This is a genomic window from Streptomyces anthophorae (genome assembly GCF_049310305.1).
Lineage (GTDB): Bacteria > Actinomycetota > Actinomycetes > Streptomycetales > Streptomycetaceae > Streptomyces.
In genome coordinates, this window is the sequence record NZ_JBLWQQ010000001.1 from 5,172,350 (window position 1) to 5,197,523 (window position 25,174).

General features: G+C 70.1%; 36 protein-coding genes. All 36 read left to right on the plus strand.

Annotation, left to right across the window (positions count from 1 at the left end; genetic code table 11):
* Position 1: 1 nt before the first annotated feature.
* The 36 genes from ACNYS0_RS23585 (at position 2) to ACNYS0_RS23760 (ending at position 25,137) form a co-directional block, all read left to right on the plus strand.
* On the plus strand, positions 2-451 hold the full coding sequence (locus ACNYS0_RS23585; protein ID WP_422476470.1) for a hypothetical protein: 450 nt from the start codon (positions 2-4) through the stop codon (positions 449-451).
* A gap of 76 nt (positions 452-527) precedes the next feature.
* Positions 528-1,295 carry a hypothetical protein gene (locus tag ACNYS0_RS23590; protein WP_422476471.1) on the plus strand — a complete coding sequence of 256 codons (768 nt, stop codon included), beginning with the start codon at positions 528-530 and terminating at the stop codon, positions 1,293-1,295.
* Positions 1,292-1,429: a hypothetical protein gene (locus tag ACNYS0_RS23595; RefSeq protein WP_422476472.1), complete on the plus strand. Its 138-nt coding sequence runs from the start codon at positions 1,292-1,294 to the stop codon at positions 1,427-1,429. Before ACNYS0_RS23590 ends, ACNYS0_RS23595 begins: the two co-directional genes overlap by 4 nt.
* Positions 1,426-1,635, plus strand: coding sequence for a hypothetical protein (locus ACNYS0_RS23600; RefSeq protein ID WP_422476473.1), 210 nt, complete (start codon positions 1,426-1,428; stop codon positions 1,633-1,635). The genes ACNYS0_RS23595 and ACNYS0_RS23600 overlap by 4 nt, the downstream gene beginning before the upstream one ends.
* Positions 1,632-2,231 (plus strand): hypothetical protein, encoded by a 600-nt coding sequence (locus ACNYS0_RS23605; protein WP_422476474.1) that lies wholly within the window; start codon positions 1,632-1,634, stop codon positions 2,229-2,231. Before ACNYS0_RS23600 ends, ACNYS0_RS23605 begins: the two co-directional genes overlap by 4 nt.
* A gap of 6 nt (positions 2,232-2,237) precedes the next feature.
* Positions 2,238-2,900 (plus strand): hypothetical protein, encoded by a 663-nt coding sequence (locus ACNYS0_RS23610; RefSeq protein WP_422476475.1) that lies wholly within the window; start codon positions 2,238-2,240, stop codon positions 2,898-2,900.
* Between the two features lie 146 nt (positions 2,901-3,046).
* Entirely contained in the window at positions 3,047-3,853 is an 807-nt protein-coding gene (locus ACNYS0_RS23615) for a helix-turn-helix domain-containing protein (RefSeq protein ID WP_422476476.1), read from the plus strand.
* Positions 3,850-4,035, plus strand: coding sequence for a hypothetical protein (locus ACNYS0_RS23620; protein WP_422476477.1), 186 nt, complete (start codon positions 3,850-3,852; stop codon positions 4,033-4,035). Before ACNYS0_RS23615 ends, ACNYS0_RS23620 begins: the two co-directional genes overlap by 4 nt.
* 6 nt (positions 4,036-4,041) lie before the next feature.
* Entirely contained in the window at positions 4,042-4,185 is a 144-nt protein-coding gene (locus ACNYS0_RS23625) for a hypothetical protein (RefSeq protein ID WP_422476478.1), read from the plus strand.
* Positions 4,186-4,192: 7 nt separating this feature from the next.
* Entirely contained in the window at positions 4,193-4,714 is a 522-nt protein-coding gene (locus ACNYS0_RS23630; protein ID WP_422476479.1) for a hypothetical protein, read from the plus strand.
* Positions 4,711-5,139, plus strand: a complete 429-nt coding sequence (locus tag ACNYS0_RS23635) for a hypothetical protein (RefSeq protein WP_422476480.1) — start codon at positions 4,711-4,713, stop codon at positions 5,137-5,139. The genes ACNYS0_RS23630 and ACNYS0_RS23635 overlap by 4 nt, the downstream gene beginning before the upstream one ends.
* A 111-nt stretch (positions 5,140-5,250) precedes the next feature.
* Positions 5,251-5,430: a hypothetical protein gene (locus ACNYS0_RS23640; RefSeq protein WP_422476481.1), complete on the plus strand. Its 180-nt coding sequence runs from the start codon at positions 5,251-5,253 to the stop codon at positions 5,428-5,430.
* A gap of 194 nt (positions 5,431-5,624) precedes the next feature.
* The gene (locus ACNYS0_RS23645; RefSeq protein ID WP_422476482.1) at positions 5,625-6,194 is read left to right on the plus strand and encodes a DUF4352 domain-containing protein; all 570 of its coding nucleotides are present in this window, start codon (positions 5,625-5,627) and stop codon (positions 6,192-6,194) included.
* 13 nt (positions 6,195-6,207) lie between these two features.
* Positions 6,208-6,486, plus strand: a complete 279-nt coding sequence (locus tag ACNYS0_RS23650) for an HNH endonuclease (protein ID WP_422476483.1) — start codon at positions 6,208-6,210, stop codon at positions 6,484-6,486.
* A gap of 2 nt (positions 6,487-6,488) precedes the next feature.
* Positions 6,489-6,887 (plus strand): hypothetical protein, encoded by a 399-nt coding sequence (locus ACNYS0_RS23655; protein ID WP_422476484.1) that lies wholly within the window; start codon positions 6,489-6,491, stop codon positions 6,885-6,887.
* A gap of 21 nt (positions 6,888-6,908) precedes the next feature.
* Positions 6,909-7,346, plus strand: a complete 438-nt coding sequence (locus ACNYS0_RS23660) for a hypothetical protein (protein WP_422476485.1) — start codon at positions 6,909-6,911, stop codon at positions 7,344-7,346.
* A 180-nt stretch (positions 7,347-7,526) separates the two neighbouring features.
* Entirely contained in the window at positions 7,527-7,808 is a 282-nt protein-coding gene (locus ACNYS0_RS23665; RefSeq protein WP_422476486.1) for a hypothetical protein, read from the plus strand.
* Positions 7,741-9,273, plus strand: coding sequence for a terminase (locus ACNYS0_RS23670; RefSeq protein ID WP_422476487.1), 1,533 nt, complete (start codon positions 7,741-7,743; stop codon positions 9,271-9,273). Before ACNYS0_RS23665 ends, ACNYS0_RS23670 begins: the two co-directional genes overlap by 68 nt.
* A gap of 11 nt (positions 9,274-9,284) precedes the next feature.
* Positions 9,285-10,580, plus strand: coding sequence for a phage portal protein (locus tag ACNYS0_RS23675; protein ID WP_422476488.1), 1,296 nt, complete (start codon positions 9,285-9,287; stop codon positions 10,578-10,580).
* Positions 10,577-11,290, plus strand: a complete 714-nt coding sequence (locus tag ACNYS0_RS23680; RefSeq protein WP_422476489.1) for an HK97 family phage prohead protease — start codon at positions 10,577-10,579, stop codon at positions 11,288-11,290. The genes ACNYS0_RS23675 and ACNYS0_RS23680 overlap by 4 nt, the downstream gene beginning before the upstream one ends.
* An 85-nt stretch (positions 11,291-11,375) precedes the next feature.
* Positions 11,376-12,596 (plus strand): phage major capsid protein, encoded by a 1,221-nt coding sequence (locus ACNYS0_RS23685; protein WP_422476490.1) that lies wholly within the window; start codon positions 11,376-11,378, stop codon positions 12,594-12,596.
* A gap of 58 nt (positions 12,597-12,654) precedes the next feature.
* Entirely contained in the window at positions 12,655-12,885 is a 231-nt protein-coding gene (locus ACNYS0_RS23690; protein WP_422476491.1) for a hypothetical protein, read from the plus strand.
* A 10-nt stretch (positions 12,886-12,895) separates the two neighbouring features.
* Positions 12,896-13,450, plus strand: a complete 555-nt coding sequence (locus tag ACNYS0_RS23695; RefSeq protein ID WP_422476492.1) for a head-tail connector protein — start codon at positions 12,896-12,898, stop codon at positions 13,448-13,450.
* Positions 13,450-13,917 (plus strand): hypothetical protein, encoded by a 468-nt coding sequence (locus tag ACNYS0_RS23700; protein ID WP_422476493.1) that lies wholly within the window; start codon positions 13,450-13,452, stop codon positions 13,915-13,917. Before ACNYS0_RS23695 ends, ACNYS0_RS23700 begins: the two co-directional genes overlap by 1 nt.
* 28 nt (positions 13,918-13,945) lie before the next feature.
* Complete coding sequence (locus tag ACNYS0_RS23705) at positions 13,946-14,152, plus strand: hypothetical protein (protein ID WP_422476494.1); 207 nt, start codon at positions 13,946-13,948, stop codon at positions 14,150-14,152.
* Between the two features lie 3 nt (positions 14,153-14,155).
* The gene (locus ACNYS0_RS23710) at positions 14,156-15,142 is read left to right on the plus strand and encodes a phage tail tube protein (RefSeq protein ID WP_422476495.1); all 987 of its coding nucleotides are present in this window, start codon (positions 14,156-14,158) and stop codon (positions 15,140-15,142) included.
* Positions 15,143-15,149: 7 nt separating this feature from the next.
* A complete protein-coding gene (locus ACNYS0_RS23715) occupies positions 15,150-15,686 on the plus strand; it encodes a hypothetical protein (RefSeq protein WP_422476496.1) in 537 nt (178 codons plus the stop codon).
* A 13-nt stretch (positions 15,687-15,699) separates the two neighbouring features.
* Positions 15,700-16,158 (plus strand): hypothetical protein, encoded by a 459-nt coding sequence (locus ACNYS0_RS23720; protein WP_422476497.1) that lies wholly within the window; start codon positions 15,700-15,702, stop codon positions 16,156-16,158.
* A 175-nt stretch (positions 16,159-16,333) separates the two neighbouring features.
* Positions 16,334-19,534: a hypothetical protein gene (locus ACNYS0_RS23725; RefSeq protein ID WP_422476498.1), complete on the plus strand. Its 3,201-nt coding sequence runs from the start codon at positions 16,334-16,336 to the stop codon at positions 19,532-19,534.
* Positions 19,535-19,538: 4 nt separating this feature from the next.
* Complete coding sequence (locus tag ACNYS0_RS23730) at positions 19,539-21,983, plus strand: LamG-like jellyroll fold domain-containing protein (RefSeq protein ID WP_422476499.1); 2,445 nt, start codon at positions 19,539-19,541, stop codon at positions 21,981-21,983.
* An 11-nt stretch (positions 21,984-21,994) separates the two neighbouring features.
* Positions 21,995-22,498 carry a hypothetical protein gene (locus ACNYS0_RS23735; protein WP_422476500.1) on the plus strand — a complete coding sequence of 168 codons (504 nt, stop codon included), beginning with the start codon at positions 21,995-21,997 and terminating at the stop codon, positions 22,496-22,498.
* The gene (locus ACNYS0_RS23740) at positions 22,495-23,013 is read left to right on the plus strand and encodes a hypothetical protein (RefSeq protein ID WP_422476501.1); all 519 of its coding nucleotides are present in this window, start codon (positions 22,495-22,497) and stop codon (positions 23,011-23,013) included. Before ACNYS0_RS23735 ends, ACNYS0_RS23740 begins: the two co-directional genes overlap by 4 nt.
* Before the next feature lie 63 nt (positions 23,014-23,076).
* Positions 23,077-23,949: a peptidoglycan recognition protein family protein gene (locus ACNYS0_RS23745; protein WP_422476502.1), complete on the plus strand. Its 873-nt coding sequence runs from the start codon at positions 23,077-23,079 to the stop codon at positions 23,947-23,949.
* Positions 23,950-23,951: 2 nt separating this feature from the next.
* A complete protein-coding gene (locus ACNYS0_RS23750) occupies positions 23,952-24,179 on the plus strand; it encodes a holin (RefSeq protein WP_422476503.1) in 228 nt (75 codons plus the stop codon).
* 26 nt (positions 24,180-24,205) lie between these two features.
* On the plus strand, positions 24,206-24,499 hold the full coding sequence (locus ACNYS0_RS23755; RefSeq protein ID WP_422476504.1) for a hypothetical protein: 294 nt from the start codon (positions 24,206-24,208) through the stop codon (positions 24,497-24,499).
* The gene (locus ACNYS0_RS23760; protein WP_422476505.1) at positions 24,496-25,137 is read left to right on the plus strand and encodes a collagen-like domain-containing protein; all 642 of its coding nucleotides are present in this window, start codon (positions 24,496-24,498) and stop codon (positions 25,135-25,137) included. The genes ACNYS0_RS23755 and ACNYS0_RS23760 overlap by 4 nt, the downstream gene beginning before the upstream one ends.
* The last annotated feature ends 37 nt before the right edge of the window (positions 25,138-25,174 follow it).

Genomic DNA, 25,174 nt, shown 5'->3' on the forward strand with positions numbered 1-25,174 from the left:
CATGACCAATCGCACGCTGCCCCACGACCCGTACATCAACTCCGTCGTCGACGCGCTCACCGCCGCCAACCTCGGCCCCGACGACTACTGGACGTCGGACGCCGAGACCGACCCGTACGACAACGGCCCCGACGCCGGCTGCACCACGATGCTGTCCGCCTACCTCGACTGGGACACCGCCGACGCGCACGAGCACGGCATCGCCCTCATGTGGGAGCACCCGGCCGAGCAGTGGCAGTGGGCACCACGCCACCGCGACGGCCACCTGGAGCGCGAACCGGAGTTCCTGCCCATGCTCGGCCGCTATGCCCAACCCGCATCGGTCGTGGCCGTGGTCAGCGCACTCCTCGCGGGCGACCCGTTGCCGGATGGACACGCTCCCTATTGGCACGAGGCCGACCCGATCCGCGTGGCGGTCAAGGCGTGGGCCGAGGACGAGTCCAGCCAGTGAGCAACAGCACGGCCGCCCCGCGGGCAATGCGGGGCGGCCGGTCCGGCCAGTCCACCACAACCACCCCGGAGACGACATGACCACACTGCTCGAAGCCTCCCGCCGTGCGCTCGCGTCACTCACCGACCTGATCCGCGACAGCCGCGACCCAGGCACCGAAGCCATCACCGCGCAGTACGAGCTGCAGCAGGCGCTCGTTGTCGCCTCCGTCGCCGCGCCGCCTGTCACCGCGCCCGCCGACCCGGCCGCCGAGGACCCTGACGCCACCGCCTACCGGCACTTCCGTGACGCCATCCTCGCGACCATGACCGACCCCGACGCGTGGGACGGCGACGACGACGAGGAGACGATCCTCGCCCGGTACGTGCAGACGCTGAGCCAGCAGGCCACCCAGTCCGCCGAGCAGCCCGCCGACACCGGCCTCCGCGACCGCATCGCCGAGGCGCTCGCCAACCACGTTGGTTGGAAATGGACGCCCGGCTTCCGGGCGCAGAGCCCCGCGTGGCACGACTTCCAGAAGGAGGCCGAGGCCGTCCTGACCGTCCTCCCCGCGCCCGCCGACCGGGCCGCCGTACTGCGCGAGGCCGCCGACATCGCCGCCCGTTGGAACTCCGGCTGCCAGGACTGCGCCACGGAACTGGAACTGCGCAACCACTACCGCCGCATGGCCGACGAGGCGCAGCAGGCCGACGGTACTGAAGACGCGGAGGCCACCGCGCGCCGTTTCGCCCGTCGGCTCCACGCCGTTGAGCGCCTGTGCTCGGGCCGACCCGGCTACCACACGGTCACCGTCAAGACGCTGCTCACCGCCATGAGCGAGGCCGACGAGGAGCAGCAGCCGTGATCGTCCACGACCTCGCCGCCCTCGGCACCACCCTCATCGGCCGCGCCGTCCTCACCGTCGGCGCTTCGGCCGGCACCGCAGCCGCGCTGCTCATCGCCCTCGCCACCGCCATCCACCGAAAGGCCGGCCGATGACCGACCTCGTCTACGTCCTCCTCACCCTCGCGTTCGGCTGGATCGTGGGCCACAGCACCGCCCGCATCCGCATCGTCGTGGTCGGTGCCACCGCCGAGCAGGACGAGGCCGCCCTCGCCCTCAATGACGCCTGCTGCGAGGTCTGGTGGACATCCACCGGCACCGCGCACGAAGACGGATGTGACCGCGCGAGGTGGGCCGCATGACCGAGCAGCGCCACACCGCCAACAGCATCAACGACGCCGCCCTCGACGCGCTGTACGCCGAGCGCGACGAGCTGCTCGCCGAGCTCGGCGGCCGCGACGAGGAAGCCCGAGAGCGCTGGATCGAGAAGCAGCTCGCCGAGACCGGCCTCAAGGCCCTGGACTTCCGCAACGGCATGGCCATGGAGATCGAGCCCGCCCGCGAGCTGGTCGCCCACTGGGTCGGCGCCGCCCGCGCCATGCTCGGCGACGCTCCCAACTACACCGAGACCCCCATCGAGATGGAGGTCAAGGTCGCCGAGTCGCCCGAGCGGTTCGCGTTCGTCCTGCAGCGCGTTGCCCCCGGGGCGCTCACCCCGCATCAGGCCCGACAGCGCGCCGAGGAGCACGCCGCGCAGCTCGAGGAGCTGCTCCGCGTGGCAGAGCAGACCTCGAACAGGTCCGAGGCCGAACGCGCCAAGGCCGCGGCCGCCATCGAGCGCGTGCGCGCCTACTGCGACCAGCTCGATGCCAGGGCGCAGCGCCTGGCGAAGGAGCCCACAGCCGTGCACCCGGTCGCTGAGAGCGTCCGTTACCGCCTGGCCACACCCAAGGAGTAGAGCACCATGAGCGCCACCTGCGGCCTGTGCGAGACCGACCTCGAGCACGGCTACCTGTGCCCCGGCTGCACCCTCGCCACCGCCCACCGCCTCGACGACGCACCCCGCTGGTACACCGCGCTCGCCGGATTCCTACAGCCCGCCGTCACCGGACCCGCCGAGGGCGTACGGAACGGCGGCCGCACCGAGGCGCCCCTGCCCGTCGCCGAGGCCCCGTTCAGCCTCCGTGGCCCCGGCGGCATCGTCGGCATCCTCGAGGACTGGCGCAGCGCAATGCAGGCCGACCGCGAATGGGGAGCGCCCGTCATCGCGGGCGACACCGAGCGCCGCGTCCTCGTCGCCGCCCGCGCCCTCTCGATCAACCTGGAATGGATCTCGGGCTGTTGGCCGATGGCCGGCGCCATGGCCGAGGAGATCCGCGACCTCGAACGCGGCGTCCGCTCGATCGTCGAGCCCACCGACCCGGCCGAGCGTCCCATCCGGATGGGCCTGTGCCCCACCGTCGTGGACGCCGAGGACACCCGGTGCGGCGCCGTCCTGACCCGGCGTCCCGGCGAGGGCACGGTCACCTGCCGGTGGTGCGGCTCGACGTGGCCGCCATCCCGCGCGCTCGCCCTCGCCCGCGCCCAGCAGGACGCCGCCAACTCCCTCGGGACGCTCGCGAGTTGAGGCGCGGGATTCGTAACAAAGCATGGCTAACCGGCTGATCTTGTGCCAAGCTGACCCGTACAACCAAAAACAGAACGGCCCCCGCCGGTGCTGGTAACACCGAACGAGGGCCTGACCGCCACCCTTGATCAAGCAAGGAGACGGCTATGGCGAATCCTGCCATGCCCCACCGCGCCCGCGGCGCGCTGGGCCGGATCTTCCGGCCCACCCATCTCAGCCCCGACCGGCCCATCCCGCCCCTCTGGGTACGCGGACTCACCGCCGGCGGCCGCCCCGTCGTCCTCGCCGTCGCACTCCTCATGTGCGCCCCCGGCGAGTACCACCTCGCCCGCGCAGCAGGCTGGTCCGAGCAGTTCGCCTACGGCATGCCGGTCGTCCTCTCCGCCTATGCCGGCATCGCGGCCGCCGTCGCCTCCACCCGCCGCAGCGGCGACCGAGGCCGCTGGTCCGCGATCCTCGGCGCCTGCCTCGCCCTCGGCCTCGCCATGGCCGCACAGGTCGTGTCCCACCTCATCGGCACCGGGCACCTCGCAGCGTCTCAGGCGTGGCTCGTGGCCGTCACGTCGCTCGTGCCCCCGGCGGTCGTCGGGCACCTGCTGCACCTCGCAGCCACCCCGCCCGGCACGCACCAGGACGCCGAGGACACCACCGAAGCCCCGGACGTCCCGAGCGTCCCGGTTGCCCCTGCGGCCCCGCTCGTCATCTGCACGGCCGACCTGCGGCTGCAGGACGGCCAGGACGGCGACGAGGACGACCAGGACGCTGGCCACCGACCGCCACCCCCGCCCGTCCTGCTCACCACCGCAGAGGTCGCCGACCGGTTCGGCGTCGACCCGTCCACCGTGCGGAGCTGGGTCCACGCGGGACGCCTCGACGTCCACAGCAAGGACGACCGAGGACGCAACTGGTTCACCGAGGACGCCAAGCCGCGTGCTGCCGAGGTCGCGTCATGACGCAGCCCGCGCCCGACGAGCGCCGCGTGCGCTACCTGCTCCGCCGAGCAGGCGTCGGCCCCGACGCCGACGAGCAGCCGCTGCCCACGCTCCCGCCCGGCGGCCTCCCGCCCGGCTACGAGCCCGCCCCGGCCCCGTGGTCGTGGGACGCCTACTTCGCCGGCCTCCCGGTCATCGAGTAGACCCCAGTGCCCACGGCGTTCTTCCTCGTCGCCGTCCTGGTCGCGTTCATCGGCCCCTGCGCCGTCGCGCTCGACGACGTCCCCCGCATCACCGGGACCGTCGCCCTCATCACCACACTCGCCGCGCTCGCCGCGGCCATCCTCCGGTAGAGGACCCATGACCCCGCTCAACATCCCCACCTACGCCGTCGTCTCACTCGGCGGCATCACCGTGGGCCTGTCCCTCATCGGCTGGGACGTCTCCCGCTGGTGGGCCTCCAACAAGAAGCGCCTGAGCTACAAGGCTCTCAAGCGCCTCGGCCCGTTCCTGCTCTGCCTCGCCTACGGCACCCTGCTCATCCTCTCGGCCGGCGGCCTCATCGGCGCCACCGCCGACTGGTCCCTGTGGGGCACCAACAAGGTCGGCGAGATCGTCCTCGTCTACGGCGTCGGCGGCACTTCCCCGACCGTCACCCGCGGCTCACAGCTGGCGCTCACTCCCGGCGGGCACGCCGTCGTCATCATCGCCACCGTCGTACTACTCGGCGTCGGCTCCGTCCGCGGCTTTCGCTGGGACTTCGTACGCGGCGCCCTCGCCGGCATCAGCCTCGGCCTCGCCTCCAGCGTCGCCGGCCTCGCCGGGTACGTGCTCGCCCCCGTCGTCTCCACCCTCGGCGACTGGGTCGGAGGCCTGGGATGAAGGACCAACTCACCGCCGCCTTCCGGCGCCTGTGCCTCGGCACCATCCTCACCCTCGAGGCGTTCGGCCACTGGCTGTCCGCCGAGCCCCACACCCCGGACCGTCACACACTGCGCACGGACGCGCCGTGGCTCGGCCGCATCCTGCTGCGCACCGCGATCACACTCGGCGCCGCAGCGTTCTGGGGACAACTCATCACCCGCGCCCCGTACTTGATCTACGCCGTACCGCTCGTATGGGTCGTCACCGCATGGCAGATGTCCGATTGGTCCGCCACTCCCCCACCGAGAGGGGGTGCCCCCCGAAACGACATCGCCGCAGATCACGCGCGCGCCATCGCGAGAGGGGCTCAGGATCCGATCGGGGTTATGTGCATCTACCACCCGCCCGCCGAGACAGAACCCGAGGAAGCGAACCAGCGATGATCCATACCCTGTTGAAGATCCTCCGTGCCGCCCCCACCTACTGCGGTAAGTGCGGCTGGTGGGTCGAAGGATGCCCGCACCAGAACTGATCGCCGCGGGCATCATGGCCACATGCAGCAGCCCGTGCTCGTCGACATCTACGCCGCCGCCACCGCCACCGGCATCAAGCCCGGCACCCTCCGCGTCCGCCTCCACCGAGGCACCCTCACCCGACACGGCCACGACCGCGACGGACGCGCCCTCGTCGACCTCGCCGAGCTGCAGCCCGACACCACCACCAACGCCGCTTGACCAGCCAACTGACCTGCTGTAACACTCAAGGCACATCCGGCGTGCCCAGGCACAGCCGACACAGACGCACGACGAAGCCCCCGCACGGTCCCCCCGGCGGGGGCTTCGTCGTGTCACGGCTGCATCACGCGGTCTCCACTTCCTCCCCACATACCGGATGATGCGCTTCAACACAGCACATCCCAGGGGGGACCATGCACAACCGCACCACCACCGGCCTGCTCGCCGCCGGCCTACTGCTCGCCACCATCACCGCCTGCAGCACCAGCGACGCACCCGAGCCCGCCGTCACCGTCACCAAGACCGTGACCCAGGAGCCCGAGGAGCAGGCCGCGCCCAAGAAGGACGGACCGCTCGCCATCGGCGACAAGGTGCCTGTCGAGGGCGCAGAGGGCGCCAAGGCCTCCATTGAGGTCCTCGCGTACACGCACACCGAGAAGGGCCCGCAGGCGCCCGGCGACGAGCTGGGCGGCGACTCGTGGGCCACCGCCGACATCCGCGTCTGCAACACGGGCAGCGACGACATCAGCGTCAGCCAGACCCCGTGGTCACTGAGTTACGCCGACAGCACGAGCATGGAGTCGACCGGCCTGTCCGGCGGCGACATGCCGAAGCCCGAGTTCCCCATGGACAAGGTCCTCGGCGCCGAGAAGTGCGCACGCGGCAAGGTCGCTTTCCCCGTCCACGCCAAGACCAGGCCGGCCACCATCGACTACGCGATCGACGGCGAGAGCCCCATCGAGTGGGCCGTGCCCAAGGCGTAAGGAGGTGGCGCCCGTGGCCGGCAACCCGCGCAACGGGCGCCCCTACCGCCGACTCGTCGCCGCACAGAAAGCCCTCGGCCTACCGTGCTGGATCTGCGGCCACAACATCCCCACCGAGGTGGACGGACGCCGGCACCCGCTCGCCTTCACCCTCGACCACTTCGAACCGCTCTCCCGGGGCGGCGACCTGCTCGACCCCGCCAACGCCCGCTCAGCGCACCGCAGATGCAACTCGGCCCGTGGGAACCGGATGACGCTGCGACAGCCGGTACGGTCTTCTCGGAGGTGGTGAGTGTGTCCGAGCCGCACCTGACCCTGTTCAGCTCCGACCTGCTGTCGAAGTGGGGCTTCAACGACGGCGACGACCCCGAACCCTGGCTCGACTGGTGCGAGGCGCAGGGCATCGACTACACCACGTTCGACATCCCGTGGGCCGCCCTCGTCCGCAAGTACCTCGTCCCGCTGATTGAGCAGGACGTGACCGTCATCGACATCGAGACGAGCCACAACCCCATCCGCGTCGAGACGGTCAACGGCGCGGACATGCATGAGGTCTGGTACGGCAAGGCCGACGCACCGGCCCTCACCCCCGAGTCCGTAGACGTACCGATGGCCGACGTGCTGGCCCTGACCCTCGCCGAGGCCGGGCTGACCGCAGTGCCCCGCCACACTCCGCCGCTCCCCCTGTCCTGACCCGCAGCGCTGGAGGGTGACGTGCTGTACGTCGTGACCGGTCCGCCGGCAGCAGGTAAGTCGTCATGGATTCAGGCGCACGCCAAGGCCACGGACATCGTCATCGACCTGGACCTGATGGCGCTGGCCATGGCCGGGCCCGGCGCCGATCACCACGCTCACACCGATGTGCTGATGCGGGTGGTGCACCGTGCACGGTTCGCCGCCCTCAACGAGGCGTACCAACACCTCGACAAGACAGACGTGTACGTGATCCACACCCAACCCAGCACAAAGACGATCAAGAAGTATGAGCGACTCGATGCCCGGATCATCACCGTGGACCCGGGCCGCGAGATCGTCATGCGACGCATCGACGCCATGCGGCAGCCGGGCATGGCACGGGTCGCGAGCAGGTGGTACAACGCCCGCCGCAGGCAGTCGCCGAACGCGATGCCCCAAGCCTCGCGGCCTTGGTGATCATGAGGCGGGGCCGGGCCCCCGCCATTCTTTGAGGCCCGGGGCGGGCGACCCAAACGCCCTTCTCGCCCTGTTTTTTGCGCGGCCCGGATCACTCGCTGATCCGCTGGCCTCGGCGCCAGCGATTTAGCGGGCAGTCACCGAGCGTGATGTGACGCTCCGTCACGACCGGGGGTGATCATGGGCGCGGTCACCGACGAGATCACCGACGAGATCGATCAGCTCAGCGTTCGCGAAACAGCGCCCGGCATGGCCCAAGTCGCCATCGCGCTCGCCGAATCGATGGACTCAACGGATGGTGCGACGCCTCGGGCGAACGCTGCCCGAGAGCTACGCGCCGTGATGGACACCCTCCGCAAGCTCGCACCCGTCGCCACGGAGGGAGACAGCGTCGATGACATCACTGCTCAGCGACAGAAGCGCCGTGCTGCGGCCCGAGAGCAAGCTGCCAGTGGCGACTGACGGCCCGGCATACGGCCACCAGCGGCCGCGCATCTTCACCGTGCCCGGCACGGCGTTGTCCTCGGCGGGGCAGGAAGCCGTCGACCTCGCCGCGCGGGCGGGCCTGAAGCTCGACCCGTGGCAGCAGTTCGTCCTCGATCAGGGCATGGGCGAGCGCGCCGACGGCAACTGGTCGTCGCCCGAGGTCGCGGTGAACGTGCCGAGGCAGAACGGGAAGGGCGGGATCATCGAGGCCCGCGAGCTGTGGGGCCTGTTCATCGGCGGCGAGAACCTGATCCTGCACAGCGCGCACGAGTTCAAGACGGCGAAGAACGCGTTCAAGCGGATCGAGCGCCTCATCCGTTCATGCCCTGACCTGCACAAACGCGTGAAGCGGTATTGGCAGACGGTCGGCGAGGAAGGTATCGAGCTGCACACGGGGCAGCTGCTGCGGTTCATCGCCCGCTCGGGAGGCTCCGGCCGCGGGTTCACCGCCGACTGCATCATCCTCGACGAGGACATGATCCTCGGCGATGACGCCATGGGGGCGCTGGCGCCGACCCTCGCCGCGGTCCACAACCCCTCGACCTGGTACCTGGGTTCGGCTGGGATCGGGACGCCGTCCGTGCAGCTGGCCCGTCTGCGGCGCCGCGCGCTCGGCGCTGCCGAGACCGGCGTGCCCGATCCGGCGCTCGCCTACTTCGAGTGGTCGATCAACGAGCACCGCGACGAGTGCCCGCGCGACTGTACGGAGCACGACGACGTCGACGCACGCGAGTCCATCCTGATCGCCAACCCGGCGATCGGGTACCGGCTCACGTTGGAGAAGTCGGCCAACGAGCGGCTCACGATGGGCGATGCCCTGTACGCGCAGGAGCGGCTCGGCGTGGGCCGCTACCCGTCCGATGCTGCGGATACCTGGCAGGTCATCGGCGAGGACGCGTGGCGGGCGCTGGCGGCCGCCGAGTCCGAGCCGTCCGACCCGCTCGTGTTCGCCATCGACATGACCCCGGAGCGGTCGCACGCGGCGATCGCCGTGGCCGGCCACTGGCGGGGCGGCACGCACGTCGAGGTCATCGACCACCAGCCCGGCACGGCGTGGATCGTGGACCGGGCGGAGAAGCTGCACAAGGCGCACAAGCCGAAGTGCTGGGTCGTCGACGGGGCGGGCCCGGCCGCGTCCCTGATCGAAGACTTGCAGGAACGGATCGGCATCGAGGTGGTGCAGCCCAAGGCCCGGCAGGTCGCCGCGGCATGCGGCCAGTTCTACGACGCGGTCACCGAGCAGGCGCTCTCGCACATCGACAACGCCCCGCTGGCCACCGCGCTCGCGGGCGCACAGAAGCGGCCGCTCGGCGACGCATGGGCGTGGGCGCGGCGCGTGCCGTCCGTGGACATCTCCCCGCTGGTCGCGGTGACGCTGGCCAAGTGGGGGCTCGGCGCCCAGGTCGAAGACTCCGGCGACGTACTCAACTCAGTGTGGTGAGAGGGGCTGTTATGAGGTGGTGGCCCTTCCGCCGCAAGGAGAAGCGGGCGCTGTCGTATCAGGACGTGTGGGGCTCGGGTGGTCCGGCGAGCGGGCTGCGCGGCACATCGCAGGAACGGGCGCTGCGGCTGGCGCCCGTGTACGCCGCCACACGGCTGCTGTCGGACGCGGTCGCGTCCCTGCCCTTGAAGGTGTACCGCAGCGCGGGAGACGCGCGTCTGCCCGTCCCGGTGCCCACCCTGCTCGTGCACCCTGCCGCGTCCGGCACGCGCTACGACTGGCTGCACCGCTGCATGTCCTCGCTCGCGCTGCGCGGCAACGCCTACGGCCTGGTCGTCGCGAGCGACGGCGCCGGCTACCCGACACAGATCGAGTGGCTGCACCCCGACGACGTGACCCTGTTCGACAACTTCGCCACGGTCCCCGTCTGGTACTACAAGGGCCGCAAGCTCGATCCGGGCGAACTGTTCCACGTGGCCGCGTACACGCTGCCCGGTCAGATCCTCGGCCTGTCGCCGGTGGCGTACTTCGCGTCGACGACCGACACCGGGCTGCTGGCCCAGCAGTTCGGCCGTGACTGGTTCGCCAACGGGTCGACGCCGGCCGCCGTGCTGGAGACCGACCGCGAGGTGTCGCGCGAAGCGTCGGTGATCCTCAAGGCCCGGTTCAAGGAGGCCGCGGCCGAGCGCGACGTGGCGGTGCTGGGGCTCGGCACGAAGTACCGGCCCATCTCCGTGCCCGCCGACGAGTCGCAGTTCCTGGAGACCATCAAGGCATCGGCGAACCAGGTGGCCGCGATCTACGGCGTGCCACCCGAGAAGGTAGGCGGCGAGACCGGCAGCAGCCTCACCTACGCCACGGTCGAGCAGAACAACATCGACCTGCTGACGTGGACGCTGCGCCCGTGGCTGGCCCGCCTCGAGGACGCGCTGTCACAGCTGCTGCCGCCCGGCCATGAGGTGAAGTTCAACCCGGACGCGATGCTGCGCACCGATCTCCTGTCGCGCATGCAGGCCTACGGCATGGCGCTCGACCAGGGCTGGCGCAACCGCGACGAGGTGCGCGCCCTCGAGGACGAGCCGCCGCTGCCCAACGGGCTCGGCCAGACCTATCTGCCGCTGTCGACCGCACTGTCCGTCAGCCTCGACCCGGACCAGGCCAACGCCCGCAACGTCGTCGAGATGATCCAGAAGCTGGGCGCCGGTGTGGGCGTGATGCTCAGCCCCGACGAGGCCCGGCACATCCTCAACCAGGCCGGCGCACAGCTCACCGGTAGCTACACCCCACCGGTCACGGAGGAACCATGAACGAGCAGGAACGCAGGTTCACCCGCGGCCTCGTCGAGGTGCGGGCGGCCGGCGACAGTCGCACGATCGGCGGGTACGCGGCGAAGTTCAACACGCTGTCGCGCAACCTCGGCGGGTTCGTCGAGCGGATCGATCCCGGGTTCTTCGCCAAGTCCGAGGGCGACGGCTGGCCCGAGGCGATGGCCCGCTACAACCACGACGACAACATGCTGCTGGGCACTGCCGGGGCGGGCACGCTGCGGCTGGCCACGGACGGCACCGGGCTGGACTACAGCGTGGACGTGCCCGCGGCTCGCGGCGACGTGTACGAGCTGGTGCAGCGCGGCGACGTGCAGCGCTCCAGCTTCGCGTTCTACACGTTCGAGGACGACTGGGGCATGACCGAGCAGGGGTTCCCGGTGCGGACGCTGCTGTCCGGGCAGCTCGTCGACGTCGCCCCGGTCAACACCCCGGCCTACCTCGACACGTCGACGGGGCTGCGCTCGCTCGCCGAGCGGGCCGGCGCCGACATGGCCGAGGTCCGGGCGGCCGCCGAGGGCGGGCATCTGGAACGGTTCCTCGCCGAGCCCAAGGACACGACGGTCATCGACCTGAAGCCCGCCGAGCGCGGCGAGGACACCACGACTCCGCAGGGCGGGCAGGGCGAACCCCACCCGCTGCTCGCGGTACGGCAGCGGCGCGCCGAGCTGATCAAGCGCCGCACCTTCTGAGGCAGGGCGAACCCCACCTCACCATCCATCCCTGACACCCCTGGCCTGCGGCTAGCGGTGTCGTCGTCATGCCCAGGAGGGCTACGTGTCCAGTCTCATCAAGGCGCTGCAGGAGCGCCGCAACAACGTCTGGGAGCAGGCCAAGGCGCTGCTCGACACCGCCGAGGAGGAGAAGCGGGATCTGTCGGCCGAGGAGGAGACGACCTACCAGGCGCTCAACGCCGACATCGACCGCATCGACGGGCGCGCCAAGCAGCTCGCCGAGGCCGAGCAGCGCAACCAGGACGCCGAGGCGGCGTTCGCGAAGCTGCTCGACAAGCCCGCCGACGAGCGCCAGGAGCAGGCCGGGAAGAAGGATTCCGAGCTGCGCCAGTGGGCGCGCGGCGAGCAGCGCGCCATCGAGATCGCAGCGCCGCAGGGCGTCGCGTTCCGTGACCTCGTCAAGGGCACGGCGACAGCGGGCGGCAACACCGTGCCCACCACGTTCTACGGGCAGCTCATGGCCCACCTGATCGAGGTGTCCGGCATCATGATGGCCGGCCCGACCGTGCTCAACACGACGTCCGGTGAGAGCATCGAGATCCCGGTCACGACCGCGCACTCCACCGCCGCGATCACGCCCGAGGGTCAGCCGCTGTCCGAGTCCGACCCGGCGTTCGGCAAGCGCACGCTGGGCGCCTACAAGTACGGCGTCCTGCTGCAGGCATCCGCCGAGCTGCTCGCCGACACGGGCGTCGACCTCGAGGGCTACCTCGCCATGCAGGCCGGGCGCGCGCTCGGCAACGCGTTCGGCGTGCATGCCATCACGGGCGACGGCACGTCGAAGCCGACCGGCATCGTCACCTCTGCGTCGGCCGGTGTCACCGGTGGCACGGGGGTGACGGGCGGATTCACTGCGGACAACCTGATCGACCTGTACCACTCGGTCATTTCCCCATACCGCAACAGCACGTCGTGTGGCTGGCTGATGCGGGACGCGGCGCTCGGTGCGGTCCGCAAGCTGAAGGACACGCAGCAGCAGTACCTGTGGCAGCCCTCCATTCAGGTCGGCGCCCCGGACACGCTGCTCGGCAAGCCCGTATACACGGACCCGAACGTGGCCGCTGTGGGGCTCGGCGCCAAGTCCGTGCTGTTCGGCGACTTCTCGCAGTACTTCGTGCGCATGGCCGGCGGGGTGCGGTTCGAGCGTTCCGACGACTACGCGTTCAACTCCGACCTGGTCACCTACCGCGCGATCATCCGCGCGGACGGTCTGCTCGTCGACCAGACCGGCGCCGTCAAGACGTTCACCGGCAACGCCGCCTGATCCCCCGCGCGGGGCGGCGCACCGCCGCCCCGCGCCCCCACCCGTGAAGGGAGCACCCATGCAGGTGCGCATGAAGGTCACCATGTCCGGCACGCGCAATGGGCAGGACTGGCCTCCGCGCGGCGAGCTGGTCGACCTGCCCGAGGCCGAGGCCGACGACATGGTCCGCGCTGGCCTCGCCGAGATGCCCGACGAGGCGGACGAGTCCGAGGCGCCGCAGGTCGAGGAGGCCACCGCCCCCAAGGCCGAGACGTCGACGCCGTCCCGCCGCAAGCCGCAGTCCAAGTAGGGGGCAGGCCATGGCGCTGCTCACCCTCGACGAGGCCAAGCGGCAGCTCGACATCGAGACGACCGGCGACGACCTCGAACTGCAGGTGTACGTCGATGCATTGACCGACGTCATCGAGCGGCACATCGGGCCCGTCATGTTCCGGCAGGTGACCGAGACGGTCGAGGGCCGCGGCTGCACCATGTGCCTGTCCTCCGTTCCCGTCACCGCCCTCACGTCGGTCACCCCGCTCGGCAGCGGGACCGCGCTCGACGTGGCCGGCCTCGACCTCGACCCGGCCACGGGCATCGTGCGCTACCTGAACGGCTCGTTCAGCGGGGCCCGTTGGCGGGTCGTCTACACGGCCGGCCGGATCGCGGAGAACGGCACCGTGCCGCCCACGATCAAGCTGGCGGCCGCGATCCTGCTGCAGCACCTGTGGCGCACGCAGTACGGCAGCGCGCGCGGGCAGGGCGGCATGGACGACTTCAGCGTCAACGAGCCCATCCCCGGCTTCGGGTACGCGGTGCCCAACCGGGTGCTGCAGCTGATCGAGGCGTACAAGCTGCCGCCGGGGGTGGCGTGATGGCTACCTCCCGTGTGGGCGCGGCGGTCGACGCGCTGCTCGCGATCCTGCGTGCGGCGCCCGCGCTGGCGGATGCCGAGGTCATCGACGGGCCACCCGCCGTGAACTACACGAGCAGGCGGCGCCTGTACGTCGGGTGGGCGCCGGGCGCCGACCAGGCGGCCGCCATCGAGCAGAGCTTCAACTCGGCGGGGGCTCGCACCCGTGACGAGAACTTCACCATCACCGGCTATGCCGAAGTGCGCGCGGGCGACAAGGACATGGCGCTGCGGCGTGCGGCCGTGTTCGAGCTGCTCGCCGAGGTCGAGGACGCGCTGCGTGCGACCGACGCCGCACCCGAGGCGCCGACCCTGGGCGGTGTCGTGCTGTGGGCGCACCTGACCGCCGGCAGCCTCACGCAGGACCAGACCAGCGACGGCGCCCTGGCAGGCCTCGCATTCACGGTCACCTGCCGGGCCCGTATCTGAACCACCCACCCCACCCGAGGAGTTCCCCATGGCGCGTGTGCGTCTGATCGGGCCCGAGCTGGTGACCGTCCCCGAGCTGGGCGGCCGCGCGGTCGAGCCCGACGCGATTGTCGAAGTGCCCGACGAGCGGTTCGAGGCCTACGTCTGTCAGACGCAGACGTGGGAGTCGATCGAGGAGCCGGGCGCGAAGCCCAAGAAGACCGCGGCGAAGTCGCTGCAGAAGGAAGAGGGCTGATCCATGGCGATCGGATCCGGGCTCGGCGCCCAACTCAGCATCGGCGCAGAGACGACGTACGGCACCTACGCGGCGCCGGCCAAGCATCTGGAGTTCACCAAGGAATCCTTGGTGCTCAAGAAGACGACCGCGCAAAGCGCCGGGATCGCGGCGGGGCGTCTGCTGCCGCTGTCGTCGCGGCGTGTGGTCACCCAGCGCGAGGCCAACGGCAGCGTGGACTTGGAGGTGACCAACAAGGGGATGGGGCTGCTGCTCCAAGCCCTCATGGGCACGACCGTGACGCCGGTGCAGCAAGGCGCCGGCCCGGCGTACCTGCAGACGCACCCGTTGGCCGACACCGCGGGCAAGTCGCTGGTGATCCAGAAGGGCGTGCCGCTCACGACCGGTGCGGTCTCGGACAAGACGTTCCTGGGCTGCAAGGTCACCTCGGCCGAGTTCTCGTGCGAGCAGGGCGGCATGCTCACCGCGAGCTTCGAGTTCGACTGCAAGGACTGCGATGAGAGCCAGACCCTGGTCGTCGCCTCGTATGCGCCGCAGGCCCCGTTCCACTTCGGGCAGATGGCGCTCAAGTCCGGTGTGTACGCGTCCGAGACGGCGCTCGACGGCATCCGCAAGGTGTCCGTCAAGTTCGAGCGGCCGCAAGCTGTCGACCGGTTCTATGCGGGGCAGGCCGGGCTGAAGAAGGAACCGATCTCGAACGACCAGGTGAAGATCACCGGTTCGGTCGAGATGGACTACGTGGCCACTCTCCTCGACGACCTGCACACCTCGGACGCCGCGACCAGCCTCGTGTGGGAATTCGTCGGCCCGAACATCGCGGCCACGTTCTTCGAGACGTTCCGGATCAAGCTGCCCGCCATCAAGGTCGACGAGGCGCCTCCGACCATCGAGGGGTTCGAGGTCGTCAAGCCCACGATCAGCTTCACGGGCCTGTACGACGGCACGAACCAACCGAGCATCGAGTACATCAGCACCGACATCACCCTGTAGGTGAGCGATGCGCGAGGTCCGTCTCCTCAACACCGGCAGCCTGCTGGAACTGCAGCGCAGGCTGCGGGCTGCCGGTAACGAGAACATCCGCAGCAGCATGCAGCGCCGCATCCGGCGCGCGGCCGAGCCGCTCAAGGCCGACCTGCAGTCGACGATCCGCGGCCTCGAGATCCGGTCCGACGGCCGCAAGCGCAACCGTCACGGCGTCGTTCCGCACGGCGGGCCGTCGCCGACGACGCGGCCGCTGCGCGCCACGATCGCCGGGGCCATCCGTATCAGCGTGCGCACCACCGCAGGTGGCGCGGGCGCGAAGGTCTGGATCGACAAGGCGCGGCTGCCCGCCGACATGCGGAACATGCCGAAGGTCCTCAACGAGGGCCCGCCCCCCGGCCGTATCCGACACCCCGTGTTCGGCAACCGCAGCAAGTGGGCCAGCCAGTACGTGCAGCCCTACTGGTGGGACAACACCGTGCGTTCCCACACCCCCCGTATCGAGCGTGAGGTGGCCCGCGTCCTCGACGACGTGCGCCGCCGCCTGAGCTGAACCTGGAGCAGCAGTGATCATCATCTACACGCCGGAGAACGGCGAGCCCGAGGAACTCGACGCACGGCGGCTACGCGCGTCCGAGGTGCAGATCATCGAGCGCACCGCCGACATGAAGTGGGCCGATGTCCGGCAAGGCCTGCGGGCCGGGGACGTCACGTCCGTGCGCACGGTGGCGTGGGCGCTGAAGAAACGCGCCGAGCCGACGCTGCGGCTCGCCGACTTCGACCCTTACGACGACGAGGTGCGGGTGCGCCTCGACGCGCGCGAGGTCGAGGACATCGCGGCCCAGTTGTTCGCCAGGCTCAAGGACGACCCCGAGAGCCTGGCCGAGGCATGGGAGGAACTGCGGGACGCCGCCCACGACCGCGAGGCCTGCGAGCTGGCCATCAAGGAAGCAGCCGCCCCAAAAGACCTGGCCCTCGCCCCGGAGCCGGAGACGACGGCGGATGGTTCGCCGACCGCCGCCTGAACTACCTGCCGCTGTTCGGCCTGTACCTGCACTACACCGCGCGTGACGTCGACGAGCTGACCATCGACGACTTCGACTACCTGTGCGCGTGGATCGATCAGCACGAGGCCCGCCTGAAGGCGGCCGCAACAACCGAATAGCGGGCCGCGCCCGCCCTGACCAAAGAGGGGGCGGCGTGGCCACGAACCACCTGAACTTCGTCCTGAGCGGGCGCGATGAGTTGAGCCGCACCCTCAATGGTGCGGGCAACAGCGCGGCCCGGCTGCACCAGCGCCTGGACGGCACCATGCGCCAGAACAGCGCATCGGTACAGCGCTTCACCCGGGACGCGAACGGTCACCTGCGGGACCTCAACGGCGGGTTCCTGTCCGCCGGGGACGCCGCGCGATCCATGGGCGACGGCCTGCCCTCGCTGTCCAACCGGCTCGACGACGTCGCGAGCTCGGGCGGCGAGGCCGCCGCCTCGCTCGGTTCGAGCGGTGGCGGCCTCGGCGGGGTCATGGGTGCGGTGGCTGCGGCGGCGGGCCTGTCGCTGCTGCCGGCGCTCGGCGCGGTCGTGCCGATGATGGCCGGCGCGGGGCTCGCCGCGGGCACCATGAAGTTGGGGTTCTCCGGTGTCGGTGAGGCGATGGAGGCCTCGGGCAAGGGCACCGAGGAGTACAACAAGGCGCTGAAGAAGCTGAGCCCTGAGGCGCGCACCTTCACCAAGGCCCTGGTCGGGGTGAAGAAGGAATTCTCTGGGATTGGCCGAGACGTCCAGAAGGCGATGCTGCCGGGCTTCACCTCTGCGGTGAAGGCAGCGTCTCCGCTGGTCAAGCTGCTCGGCCGGAACATGACCGACCTGGGCGGCACGTTCGGCAGCCTCGCCCGGCGAGCCGGGTCGGTGTTCCGGGAGTCCGGGTTCCAGCGCGACCTGCAGACCAACCTGGACCTCGGCAAGAAGTTCGTCGTCGATCTGGGGGCGGGGGTCGGTCAACTCGGGCGGTCCTTCCTGTCGTTCGGTGCGGCGTCCAAGCCGACTTTGACCGCACTGTCGACCGGGATCCGGGACCTACTCGGCCGCGGTCTGCCCGGGATGTTCGACGGGCTGAAGGCCGGGATCAAGGGCAGCGCGCAGTTTCTCGACGGCCTGTTCTCCATGATCAACCGGGTACTTCCGGCGGTCGGCCGTTTCTCGGGCGAGGTAGCCCGCTCCCTGGGCCCGCTGCTCGGGCAGGCGTTCACGAACGCGGGCGTGAGCGCATCCACGGTCCTGGACGCCCTGGGCACGGGCGTCAAGGCCTTGACTCCGCTGTTCAAGGATCTCGGGTACGGCCTGAAGTCGAGCTACCAGATCCTGAGCATCCTCGGGCCGGTAGCCCGAGATGTCGGCTCGGCCATCGTCGGCAGCCTGCTGCCGTCCTTCTCGCAGGTCGACAAGGCCAAGGGACCCCTGCAGAGCCTGTCGGAGAGCATCGAGCGGAACAGAGGCAGCATCCTCGAGTTCGCCCGCCAGGGCGGCATCGCGATCCTCACCCTGGTGCAGGCCGGCGTGACTGCTCTGCCCCAGCTCATCAGCGCGTTCCGCATCATGTCGGGCGGGATCGTCGTCGCATTGGGCGGCATCCTGCACGGCGCGGCCTCGGCGTTCGGCTGGATTCCCGGCCTCGGCGGCAAGCTGAAGACAGCGGACCGCAAGTTCCAGGAGTTCAGCGCCTCCTACCTGCAGGGGCTGAAGACCGCCGAGGACAAGGCGCAGGGGTTCGCGAACTCGGTCGGGCCGAAGCTGTCCGCAGGCAAGCTGAAGCTGAACATCTCCAACTGGCAGTCCCAGATCGCCGCGGCCAAGGCGCAGATGAAGTCGGTGCCGCCGTCGAAGCGTGCCGCACTGCAGGCCAAGATCGATGACTTGCAGGCCAAGGTGAGGTCGGCCAAGGGGCAGCTCGCGTCGATCAAGGACCGTAAGCCGACGGTCAGGCTGTCCGACATGGCCTCCCGCGCGGCTCGCAACATCGTTGCAGAGATCGGCCGGGTCCAGTCGAAGACGGTCACGGTCACCGTCCAACGGCGTATTCAGCAGGGCATGGATGCCGTCAGCAGGCTGGCCGGGTTCGCCGACGGCGGCCGCCCCATGGCGGGTTGGGCCGTGGTCGGCGAGGAGGGCCCCGAGCTAGTGAAGTTCGCGGGCGGCGAGACCGTGTTCAGCCACGGGGAGTCCAAGGCCATGGCCGCCGGTGCCCGCCTCGACTCTCCCTCGGGGATTGGCCTGGCTGCTGGCCAGGGCCTCACCTCGGGACTGCTCGGCTCGATGGGATCGATCGGTGGCGCCGCGCGCACTGCGGCCGGCCACATTATCTCGGCGATGAAGTCCGAGCTGCAGATCGCCTCACCGTCGAAGCGCACGACGGCGCTGGCAAAGGACGTCGGCTCGGGCCTGATCAAGGGTCTGACCGGCTCCAAGTCCAAGATCGCGTCCACGTCCAAGGACTTGGCCAAGGACATCTGGTCCGCGTTCACCGGCAAGAAGGACAACTTCTACGTCGCCTTCGTCAACAAGTGGACGAAGAAGCTGCAGACCCTGGCGAGCAAGCGCGACAGCATCGCGGCCACGATCAAGCGGGCCAAGGACTTCGCCGAGACGACCCGTGTCGGGGCGAAGCAGTCGGCCAGCTTGGGCGGCATGTTCGAGGGCGAGGAGCAGGTCTCCGCGTCCGGCATCAACAGCAAGTTGCAGGCCCGGCTGGCGAAGATGAAGACCTTCACCAGCTACATCAACACCCTCGCCAAGCGCGGCCTCAACAAGACCATGTTGCGCGAGATCCTGACGATGGGCCCGGAGGAGGGCTACGCCTACGCCTCCGCGCTCGCGGGCGCGAACAGCAAGCTGTTCAAGGAGATCAACACCACCCAGTACGGCATCAACGCGCAGGCCGAGAAGCTCGGCAACTCCGGCGCCGACGCGCTGTACGACTCGGGCAAGGACGCGGGCAAGGGGTTCCTGAAGGGTCTGGCCTCGCAGCAGAAGGCCATCGAGAACCAGATGCTGAAGATCGCCAAGGGGATGGACAAGGCCATCCGCAAGGCGCTCGGTATCCGCTCGCCCTCGCGCGTCATGGCGCAGGTGGGCCGCTACTCCACCGAGGGCCTGGCGGCCGGGCTCACCGAACGCACCCCGGTCCTGGACCGTGCGCTCGGCGCCGTCGCTGGGCGGGTCGCCGCGACCCGGCCCGTCATCGGGCGGCCTGCCGTCGCGCCCGGCGCCGGTGGCGGGATGGTCGTCAACGTGAACATCGGCAACGCGATGGACCCGGTGGCCGTGGCCCGCGAGTTCCAGAAGGTGCTGGTCCGGTACGGGCGTGCGCAGGGCACGACCGTGAGTCTGCAGGTAGGGGGGTGATCGCGTGGGGCTGCTCGTTGAGATGGGGTGGGGCGGTCTGGTGCTGGATCCGTCCACGATCACGTGGACGGACATCACGCAGTGCGTGGACGTGAAGAACCAGGGGGTGGCCATCACCCGGGGCGCGTCCGACGAGCTGTCGGAGACGCAGCCGGGAACGGCCACCCTCACCCTCAACAACGAGGACGGAAGGTTCACGCCCGGCAACAGCGGCTCGCCGTACTACCCGTTCGTGCGGCGCAACGCGCCGATCCGCGTGTCCGTGGCGGTCATCCCGCAGCGCACCGGGTCGGCGCCCTACCCGCTCGCGCAGCTGGGCGACGACTTCGACGACAACCGGATCAGCAGCACGCTGTGGCCCAACAGCTACGGCGGCGCCCTCGAGGTCGGCGGCCGCGCCCGCGTCCCCGTCACCCCCGGCGGGTTCTCCGCCTACCAGACCGCCCGCCAATGGACCTTGGCGGGCAGCAAGTTCACGGTAAAGCTCGCCACGCTTCCGGCCGCTGGCGGGAGTTCGAGCGCAGCGGTGAGCATCATGGCGAACTCCACGACCGACGGAACCCGCGCCGGGTTCACGTACAACCCGGTCGCCGGAACGCTGCGCCTGGTCTCCGAGACCGGCTACTTCGACGGGGCCGCGACCCAGCTCACGTTCTCCGCCATCAACCACATGTGGCTGCGACTGCGCGAGGCCGCGGGCACTCTCTACTGGGAAACCTCGGGCGACGGCTTCAACTGGACGACGCGCCGCACCCTGGCCACCCCGGCATGGGTGAGCGCGCAGCAGCTCGTCGTCGAGATGATCGGTAACCGGACCGGCGGCACCGGCGACTACGTCGAGTTCGACCTGGTCGGCGCCACCATCCGGCCCCGCTTCTACGGCACCGTCAACGAATGGCCGATCGAGTGGGAGGGCCTGTACTCCAAGGTCACGATCACCGCGACGGACATGTTCAAGCGGTTCAACAAACTGCCGTCGTTGAGGAGCATGGTCGGCGAGGAAATCATCGTCGGCCAACCCCTGCTGTACTACCCGCTCACCGAGGACAGCGCCGCGACGAGCGCGGGCGACCTGTCCGGCACCGCGGCGCCGGCCCTTCCCGTCACGCAGGCCGGGGCCGCGGGCAGCGGCACCCTCGCCCTCGGCAGCACCGAGGGGCCCGCCGAGACCGGCGAGCAGCTGGCCGTGTTCACGCCCGTCTCGGCCACCGCGGGCAAGTACCTGACCGCCGACCTCGGCCCGCAGTTCCAAGACCGCATGGGCAACTACCTGGCCTTCGAGGCGTGGATCCAGACCACCACGGCGAACCGCGTCATCCTCGGTATGCACCGCACGGACCTGAGCTACCAGCTGGTGATGTCGCTCAACGCGACCGGCGGCCTGCAGTTCGAGATGATCTCGGACGGCTTCACCACGACGGTCACTCCCGCCGGGCCGGCCAACCTCGCCGATGGCAAGTGGCACCACGTCGCCTACGACGAGCGGTCCCACACCCTGCGCATCGACGGCACGGTCACCGACACCTCGTCGTTCGTGGTGTCGGTCCACGACATGCGCGTGCTGCACATCGGCGGCTACCGAGGCGCCCGCCTGTTCAATGGCAACATCGGGCACGTCGCCATGTTCACCAGCGACAGCATCGGCTTCGGGCCGAGCCAGGCCAGCCGCTACGACGCCGGCATGAACGGGCATGCGGGCGAGAGCGCCGACACCCGGATGCTGCGCCTGGCGTACTACGTGGGCCTGCTCGACATCACGGTGTGGGGCAGCACGCACGACCCGATGGCCAGCCAAGGCCCCGCCGGGAGCACGGCCATGGCCCGCATGCGCGAGGTCGAGGCCACCGAGTCCGGCCGCCTGTTCGCCGAACGCGACTGGTACGGGCTCGCCTACCAGTCCCGCGACATCCGCTACAACCCGAGCCCTGGCGCGGAGACGTTCACCATCGACTACGCCGACCTCGAGCCCGGCATCTCGCTCGCGGACGACGACCAGAAGATGGTCAACATCGTCGACGCCACCCGGCCGGGCGGGGCGACGCAGCGCGTCACCGCGTCGCAGTCGGTGGCGGCGTTCGGCGAGTACTCGCAGGACATGAACATCCTGAAGACCTCGGACAACTCCGTGCTCGACGCGGCGTACTGGCTGGTGTCCCGCTACGCCAACCCCACGCCGGAGCTGCGCGAGGTACCCATCGAGGCGTTCACGCTGCCGTACTACCTCGACGTCCTGGACGCCGAGATCGGCTCGTACTTCAGCGTCTACAACCTGCCCGCGCAGGCGCCCGCCCTCTCCATGCGGGTCACCGTCGAGGGATACAGCGAGGTCATCAAGCACAACAGCCACGTCATCACGTTCCACACGAGCGCCTCGGCGACCGACTCCGTGTGGATCCTCGACGACCCGGACTACTCGCAGCTCGACCAGACGACCAGGCTGGCCTACTGACCGGAGGGCCCATGACCATCCCCGTCCCTTCCCCGCCCGCCGACGCGATCGTGCAGGCCGAGACGTACTACCTGCCACCCACTCCGCGGCGCGGCCAGATCGCACAGGACTGGTCGCAGGTGCCGGGCGCCGAACTCGTCTACAAGTGGGTGGAGTACAAGTTCGGCTGGCGGATGCCCGTCCCCACGCAGTCAGTGCCGGACGACCCGGGCCTGTACGCGCGCATCGACGACGGCCGATGGGTCGCCGAATGCACCTGCGGAAACGCGTGGATCGTGTCCGTCCTCGACCCACGGTTCGGGTGCGCGCACCCGCAGTGCCGCCGCGACTGGGTGCCGCTCATCGTGCCCGACGACATCCCCGCCGCCGAAGCCGAAGCGCTCGCCCTGGACCGCCGGTTCTGGTTCCACACCGACGACCCGCGCAACCCCGCCGCGCCCGCGCCCGAGGACCCCGAGCCCGCGCCCGAGGACCCGGAGGCACCGGCCGAGCCCGCACCCGAGGAGCCGCAGTGACGTTCGCCCCCAAGACCTGGATCGTCGGCGAGACCGTGACGGCCGCCCTCCTCAACCAGGAGATCCGCGACCAGTTCAACAGCTTCTTCGGCGCCTGGCAGACGTACACGCCGGGCTGGTTCGCCGACACCGGCACCAACCCGACACTCGGAAACGGCACGTTGACCGGCCGCTACCTCAAGGTCGGCCGCACCGTCGACTGGGTTGTCCAGCTGACATGGGGATCGACGACCGCAGCAGGCTCGGGCGGCGGATCCGAGAACTGGATGATCGGCCTGCCCGCTGCGCCGGCCTCCGGGTTCTCGCAGCGCATCATCCTCGTTGACGCATTCGACGCGTCGACCTCGCTGCACTACAGCGCCACCGCTATCTACGCGACGACGAATGGCGGCGTCTTCCGCACGATGGTGTCCAACCGTGCAGATACCTCGGGGATCTGGGACTCGACGTTGCCGTTCGTGTACGCGGCCGGCGACATCCTCTACGCCTCCGGCCGCTACGAAGCCGCCGCCTGACCAGCCCAACGCCCGGCCGCCCCGCGCCACATGGCCGGGGCTTTCGTCATTCCTGGAGAGTTCATGGCGACACCCATGTCCCCGTCGGCATTCATCGCGGCCCTGCGCGCCGAGGGCGTGAAGACGTCCGAGTACGCGGGCTGGCGCACCCGCGGCCGGGACGCCGCGACCGGCAAAGCGTTCGGCCCGGTCCACATGGTCCTCAACCACCACACCGCAGGCTCCAACTCCCGCGACGTCGTGGCTAAGAACGGCGTGCCCGGACTGCCCGGACCGCTCGCGCACATCCACCTCGCCAAGTCCGGCGTCGCGACGATGTGCAGCGCGGGCCGCGCCAACCACGCAGGGACCATGGCGCAGAACGCGTATACCTCGTTCCTCAACGAGAAGACCACGCATCCCAAGCCGTCCAGCGCGTCGGGCACCGTCGACGGCAACGACGTCTCCTACGGCATCGAAACCGAGAACCTCGGCAACAACACCGACGCCTACCCGCGCGCGCAGTACGAAGCGTGGGTCCGCATCAACGCCGCGATCTGCCGCCACTACGGCTGGTCGGCGCAGTCGTGCGGCGGGCACCTGGAGACCTCGGTCGAGGGCAAAGTCGACCCGCGCGGCCCGGTCGAGGGCTACGGCAGCCGCGGCCGCTTCACCTTCTCCATGGACCAGTTCCGCCGAGACGTCGCCGAGCGTCTCACGCACGCCCCCAGCTGGTCACCGGCCAGCACGTCCACCACCCCGCCGAAGGAGTCCACCGTGCCCGACACGTTCCACGACGTGTGGGAGGTCGACGAGGCCGACGCCCCGTCCACCTCGCCGACCGTGAAGACCAACCCCAAGTGGAAGCCGATCAGCTTCCTGCGCGAGATCTACGACCTCGTGCACGAGATCCGCGACCTGACCCGCGAGATCCGAAACGCCCAGAAGGGGGCCTGACCATGGCTTCGTCCTCTGCTCCGATCGAGAAGAAGGTCAAGGCGTCCAGCGTGCTCGCCTACCTGGCGAGTCTCGCCGGGCTCGCGGTCCTCGGCGCCGTCACCGACGACCCGTCGCTTATCTCCGGCATGCCGGACGCGTTGGAGCCGTTCGTCCTCGCCCTGGTCCCGGCCGCCGCGTCGTGGGTCGCCGGGTGGGCGGCCCCGCACACACCGCGCTCGGACGCCTGATCCCGCACTAGAACGAGGGGGCCCCGGTGGCTGATGAGCCGTCGAACAGCGAGCTGTGGCGGCTCATCACGGAGGTACGCGCCGACCTGTCGCTGCGGCTCGACCAGCTGGTGCGCAGGGACGTGTACGACGCACGAGAGACCGCCCGCGACCGCGCGATGGATTCCCTGCAGCGTGACATTCAAGAGATCAAGGACGACCAGGAGAAGACCGAGGACCGGCGCGCGGCCGACCGGCGTCTCATCTTCACCGCCCTGATCGCCCCCGTCCTCATGCTGCTGCTCACCGTCTACCTGGCTTCGCAGGGGGTGAAGACGTGACGCACAAGGAGCGCCGCCTCAGCGATCTCCTGTACGCCCTCGGCGCGTTGGCGTTCTTGGCCGGGGCCCTGTGGGTCGTCCTCACTCTGCAGGGACTGCGCGCCGACCTGCAGACGCAGTACACCGCCCGCGACGCCCTCGCCCGCCAAGTCGAACACCTCGGCGGCGACCCGGTGTCCGGCCCGCCCGGTAGCCGCGGCGAACCCGGGCGCTCCGTCACAGGCCCGAAGGGACCGAAGGGAGACGAGGGCGAGCAGGGCAACCCCGGGCCAACCGGGCCGTCAGGAAAGAGCGGGAAGAACGGCGACGACGGCAGTAACGGAGTCGGCCAGACCGGTGCCAGCGGCGAAGCCGGACAGGACGGCGCGGCGGGACAGGAGGGCGCGGCAGGGCAACCCGGCCCCCAAGGCGAACCCGGGCCCGCGGGCCCACAGGGTGAACCAGGAACGGACGGCGCCGACGGCAAGGACGGCAGCGACGGGCAGACCTGCCCCAGCGGCTATTCCCTGCAGCCCCCGCCCGATGATCCCGACGCGCTCGTGTGTCGTCGCGACGGGGCACCACAGCCCGAGCAGAACCAGGGCAACGATTCACAGTCCCTCGGCGCTCTCGACCCGCAGCGCCGCCAGTACCCGTGAACCCAGGCCCCGCTCTCCTCCGGGAGGGCGGGGCCCT

Excerpts from the sequence above, each read along its gene's own strand:
- ACNYS0_RS23585 (WP_422476470.1), top strand. The coding sequence starts at position 2 with ATGACCAATCGCACGCTGCCCCACGACCCGTACATCAACTCCGTCGTC.
- ACNYS0_RS23590 (WP_422476471.1), top strand. The coding sequence starts at position 528 with ATGACCACACTGCTCGAAGCCTCCCGCCGTGCGCTCGCGTCACTCACC.
- ACNYS0_RS23600 (WP_422476473.1), top strand. The coding sequence starts at position 1,426 with ATGACCGACCTCGTCTACGTCCTCCTCACCCTCGCGTTCGGCTGGATC.
- ACNYS0_RS23605 (WP_422476474.1), top strand. The coding sequence starts at position 1,632 with ATGACCGAGCAGCGCCACACCGCCAACAGCATCAACGACGCCGCCCTC.
- ACNYS0_RS23610 (WP_422476475.1), top strand. The coding sequence starts at position 2,238 with ATGAGCGCCACCTGCGGCCTGTGCGAGACCGACCTCGAGCACGGCTAC.
- ACNYS0_RS23615 (WP_422476476.1), top strand. The coding sequence starts at position 3,047 with ATGGCGAATCCTGCCATGCCCCACCGCGCCCGCGGCGCGCTGGGCCGG.
- ACNYS0_RS23620 (WP_422476477.1), top strand. The coding sequence starts at position 3,850 with ATGACGCAGCCCGCGCCCGACGAGCGCCGCGTGCGCTACCTGCTCCGC.
- ACNYS0_RS23630 (WP_422476479.1), top strand. The coding sequence starts at position 4,193 with ATGACCCCGCTCAACATCCCCACCTACGCCGTCGTCTCACTCGGCGGC.
- ACNYS0_RS23635 (WP_422476480.1), top strand. The coding sequence starts at position 4,711 with ATGAAGGACCAACTCACCGCCGCCTTCCGGCGCCTGTGCCTCGGCACC.
- ACNYS0_RS23640 (WP_422476481.1), top strand. The coding sequence starts at position 5,251 with ATGCAGCAGCCCGTGCTCGTCGACATCTACGCCGCCGCCACCGCCACC.
- ACNYS0_RS23645 (WP_422476482.1), top strand. The coding sequence starts at position 5,625 with ATGCACAACCGCACCACCACCGGCCTGCTCGCCGCCGGCCTACTGCTC.
- ACNYS0_RS23665 (WP_422476486.1), top strand. The coding sequence starts at position 7,527 with ATGGGCGCGGTCACCGACGAGATCACCGACGAGATCGATCAGCTCAGC.
- ACNYS0_RS23670 (WP_422476487.1), top strand. The coding sequence starts at position 7,741 with ATGACATCACTGCTCAGCGACAGAAGCGCCGTGCTGCGGCCCGAGAGC.
- ACNYS0_RS23675 (WP_422476488.1), top strand. The coding sequence starts at position 9,285 with ATGAGGTGGTGGCCCTTCCGCCGCAAGGAGAAGCGGGCGCTGTCGTAT.
- ACNYS0_RS23680 (WP_422476489.1), top strand. The coding sequence starts at position 10,577 with ATGAACGAGCAGGAACGCAGGTTCACCCGCGGCCTCGTCGAGGTGCGG.
- ACNYS0_RS23690 (WP_422476491.1), top strand. The coding sequence starts at position 12,655 with ATGCAGGTGCGCATGAAGGTCACCATGTCCGGCACGCGCAATGGGCAG.
- ACNYS0_RS23695 (WP_422476492.1), top strand. The coding sequence starts at position 12,896 with ATGGCGCTGCTCACCCTCGACGAGGCCAAGCGGCAGCTCGACATCGAG.
- ACNYS0_RS23700 (WP_422476493.1), top strand. The coding sequence starts at position 13,450 with ATGGCTACCTCCCGTGTGGGCGCGGCGGTCGACGCGCTGCTCGCGATC.
- ACNYS0_RS23705 (WP_422476494.1), top strand. The coding sequence starts at position 13,946 with ATGGCGCGTGTGCGTCTGATCGGGCCCGAGCTGGTGACCGTCCCCGAG.
- ACNYS0_RS23710 (WP_422476495.1), top strand. The coding sequence starts at position 14,156 with ATGGCGATCGGATCCGGGCTCGGCGCCCAACTCAGCATCGGCGCAGAG.
- ACNYS0_RS23715 (WP_422476496.1), top strand. The coding sequence starts at position 15,150 with ATGCGCGAGGTCCGTCTCCTCAACACCGGCAGCCTGCTGGAACTGCAG.
- ACNYS0_RS23735 (WP_422476500.1), top strand. The coding sequence starts at position 21,995 with ATGACCATCCCCGTCCCTTCCCCGCCCGCCGACGCGATCGTGCAGGCC.
- ACNYS0_RS23745 (WP_422476502.1), top strand. The coding sequence starts at position 23,077 with ATGGCGACACCCATGTCCCCGTCGGCATTCATCGCGGCCCTGCGCGCC.
- ACNYS0_RS23750 (WP_422476503.1), top strand. The coding sequence starts at position 23,952 with ATGGCTTCGTCCTCTGCTCCGATCGAGAAGAAGGTCAAGGCGTCCAGC.